Below are 2,985 nucleotides of genomic sequence, written 5' to 3' on the forward strand. Positions count from 1 at the left end.
GCCTGGCCCTGGGCGTGCCCGACGGCACCCGCGACCTGGTGCCCGAGAAGACGGTGCTGCTGGAGGCGAACTACGATTCGCTGAACGCCATCGCCTGGGACAAGGGCTGCTACATGGGGCAGGAGCTGACCGCCCGCACCCGCTATCGCGGCCTCTTGAAGAAGCGGCTGGCGCCGGTGGAGCTGGACGGGCCGGCGCCGGAACCCGGCACGCCGATCCTGCGCGACGGGCGCGAGGCCGGCGAGATGCGGTCGAGCCGCGACGGCATCGGCCTGGCCCTGCTGCGGCTGGAGGCGCTGGAGGGCGATGCCGGCCCGCTGCTCGCTGGGGAAACCCCGGTCCGCCCGGCAACCCCGGCGGGAAAAGCCGCCTGAGATCCTCCCGGCGCTGGCGACTCACCCCGGCGGCATGGTTTCCTATCCCCAACGCGGCGCATTCTCGCCGCGAGGGGAGGCAATCATGCGCATCTTTGCTGTCATCGGCCTGCTGCTGTGGGCCGTTACCGCCAGCGCTGCCGAGCCGGCGCTGGACCTGACCATCGGCGGCGAGAGCCGCCACTTCACCCGCGACCAGCTACTGGCCCGGCCGGATGCGAAGACGATCGAGGTGGCGAAGGACGCGATCTATGGCCGCACCATGACCTATCGCGCCGTGCCGCTGGCCGCCCTGATCGCCGGGCTGACGCCGCCGCCCGACACGGTGGTGGAGGCGATCGCGACCGACGGCTACGCGGCGCAGCTGCCGGTCGACCAGATCCTCAGCACCGATCCGAAGACCGTGATCGCCTGGGTGGCGATCGAGCCGGCCGACGCGCCCTGGCCCAAGCTGCCGGAGAAGACGGTCAGCGCCGGCACCTTCTACCTGGTCTGGACCGGCGACCAGGCGGCGACGGTGCGCAGCGAGCAGTGGCCCTACCAGATGGCCAAGCTGGACACCCAGCCCTCCCCCGCCGCCCGCTGGCCGGAGCTGGCGGTCGACCCGGCCCTGCCGGCGGCCGACCCGATCCGCAGCGGCCAGACGCTGTTCGTCACCCAATGCCTGGTCTGCCACAAGTTCAGCGGCGCCGGATCGGCCGATGTCGGGCCCGACCTGAACCGGCCGATGAACCCGACCCAGTACCTGACCGCGGCGGCGCTGCACGCGCTGATCCGCGATCCGGCCTCGGTGCGCGACTGGCCGGACCGCAAGATGCAGGGCTTCACGCCGGAGCAGATGAGCGACCGCGAGATCGACCAGGTCATCGCCTATCTCAAGCATATGGCCGGACGGAAGGGCTGAGAGCCCGTCCGACAATGCTACTGGCGTGGCCGTCTGACGGCGGTTTCTGCGCTTCCGGTGCTCACGGACTTAGACGTCCGCTGCGCTCCGGTTCTCGAAACCACCGCCAGCCGACTCACGCCAGCGCATTCTCGAACGGGCTCTGCCCCCTCCCCTTTCCCGCCGCGTCCGATCTGCTCTAGGGTCGGGCCAACGAATTCCGGAGGAGTCTTTCCGTGAGCACGCTCGACCAGGTCCTGTCGGCGATCGACGCCGGCCTCGATTCCAGCCTCGACCGGCTGATGGCGTTCCTGCGCCTGCAGAGCATCTCGACCGACCCCGCCTACAAGGACCAGTGCCGCGCCGCCGCCGAGTGGCTGGCGGCCGACCTGGCCGATGCCGGCATCGCCGCCGAGGTGCGGCCGACCACCGGCCATCCGATGGTGGTCGGCCATGCCGTCGCCGCCGGCCCCGGCCCCGAGGTGCTGTTCTACGGCCATTACGACGTGCAGCCGGTCGACCCGCTGGACCTGTGGCACGCCCCGCCTTTCGAGCCGCGGATCGAGACCGGGGCCGACGGCGTCAAGCGCATCCGCGCCCGCGGCGCCTCGGACGACAAGGGCCAGCTGATGACCTTCGTCGAGGCCTGCCGCGCCTGGAAGGCGGTGACCGGGTCGCTGCCGCTGCCGATCACCGTGTTCTTCGAGGGCGAGGAGGAATCGGGCAGCCCCAGCCTGAACCCGTTCCTGGAGGCCAACCGGGAGGAGCTGTCGAAGGACCTGGCGCTGATCTGCGACACCGGCATGTGGGACCCGAAGACGCCGGCGATCACCACCAGCCTGCGCGGCATGGTCTATGAGCAGGTGACGATCACCGCGGCCAACCGCGACCTGCATTCCGGCATCTATGGCGGCTCCGCCCGCAACCCGATCCATGTGCTGACGCGCATTCTGGCCGATCTGCGCGACGAGGACGGCCGCATCACCGTGCCCGGCTTCTATGACGGCGTGCCGGAAGTGCCGACCCAGCTGAAGGCGCAGTGGCAGTCGATGGGCTTCGACGAGGCGGATTCCCTGGCCCAGATCGGCCTGTCGATCCCCGCCGGCGAGCGCGGCCGGCCGGCGCTGGAGCGGCTGTGGGCGCGGCCGACCTGCGACGTCAACGGCATCTGGGGCGGCTATACCGGCGAGGGCGCCAAGACGGTGATCCCGGCCAAGGCCTTCGCCAAGGTGTCGTTCCGGCTGGTCGGCGACCAGGACCCGGCGAAGATCCGCGATGCCTTCCATGATTTCGTCAGGTCGCGGCTGCCGGCCGACTGCTCGGCCGAGTTCTGGTCGCGCGACGGCAGCCCCGCCCTGTCGCTGGCGATCGACAGCCCGGCCCTGACCCGTGCCCGGGCGGCGCTGCAGGACGAATGGGGCCGGCCGGCGATGCTGATCGGCTCCGGCGGCTCGATCCCGGTGGTCGGGTCGTTCAAGACGATCCTGGGCATGGATTCGGTGATGGTCGGCTTCGGGCTGGACGACGACCAGATCCACAGCCCGAACGAGAAATACGACCTGACCAGCTTTCACAAGGGCATCCGCTCCTGGGCGCGGATCCTGGCGGCGCTGGCGGAGAAGTAAGGCCCTGGGGCCGCCCGACGGCGGCCCCTCCCCTACCCCAGATGGAAGCTGGCCATCACGGCGATGCGGCCGCGGTCGCTCGGGTGGCGGTCGCCGCCGCGGC

At 70.9% G+C, this 2,985-nt stretch carries 3 protein-coding genes; all 3 read left to right on the top strand.

Going from position 1 to position 2,985, the window contains the following annotated elements:
* On the top strand, nucleotides 1-374 hold a 374-nt coding region (ygfZ, locus tag P409_RS30600; protein ID WP_034847353.1), incomplete at its 5' end, for a CAF17-like 4Fe-4S cluster assembly/insertion protein YgfZ.
* 85 nt (nucleotides 375-459) lie between these two features.
* The gene (locus tag P409_RS30605; protein WP_034847355.1) at nucleotides 460-1,278 is read left to right on the top strand and encodes a c-type cytochrome; all 819 of its coding nucleotides are present in this window, start codon (nucleotides 460-462) and stop codon (nucleotides 1,276-1,278) included.
* Between the two features lie 215 nt (nucleotides 1,279-1,493).
* Nucleotides 1,494-2,882, top strand: a complete 1,389-nt coding sequence (locus tag P409_RS30610; RefSeq protein WP_034847357.1) for a dipeptidase — start codon at nucleotides 1,494-1,496, stop codon at nucleotides 2,880-2,882.
* Nucleotides 2,883-2,985: the final 103 nt, after the last annotated feature.

The sequence above is a fragment of the Inquilinus limosus MP06 genome, from assembly GCF_000767795.1.
GTDB classification, from domain to species: Bacteria; Pseudomonadota; Alphaproteobacteria; order DSM-16000; family Inquilinaceae; genus Inquilinus; species Inquilinus limosus_E.